The sequence below is a fragment of the Escherichia sp. MOD1-EC6300 genome (genome assembly GCF_002965045.1).
Classification (GTDB): Bacteria; Pseudomonadota; Gammaproteobacteria; order Enterobacterales; family Enterobacteriaceae; genus Escherichia; species Escherichia coli_F.
This window is the reverse complement of sequence record NZ_PTRH01000075.1, coordinates 1-322: the sequence shown is the minus strand read 5'-3', so window position 1 is coordinate 322 and position 322 is coordinate 1. Positions and strand designations below refer to the sequence as shown.

The window sequence follows — 322 nt, the reverse complement described above, 5'->3', positions numbered from 1 at the left end:
GCTGCCGTGGTGTGGACGCCCGTCAGCCTTCCCGTGTCGCTGTAACGGTACTCCCGGCTCTCCTGCGGGCCGCTGATACGCACCAGTTGCCCGTTATCATTCCACGTATACTCACGGTCAAGCTGCGGAAGGTTCAGGTGCCTGCTCCGGAGCTGGCCTGTGAGGGTGTATGTGCTGGTCAGTTCATATGCGGCATTACTGCCTGCCATGCTGCCGAAGCTGCGCACCGTCTCACGGTGCAGCCTGTCCCGCGTGTACTCGACCAGCGGCGTTCCGCCCAGCTTCATCCCCGCAAGATAACCGCTGCCATACGTCAGCCACT

1 protein-coding gene is annotated in these 322 nt (G+C 62.4%); it reads right to left on the bottom strand.

Annotated features, from left to right (window positions below):
• Window positions 1–322: RHS repeat protein (locus BGE37_RS24875; protein ID WP_198598490.1), on the bottom strand; the 322-nt coding region annotated here is incomplete at both ends.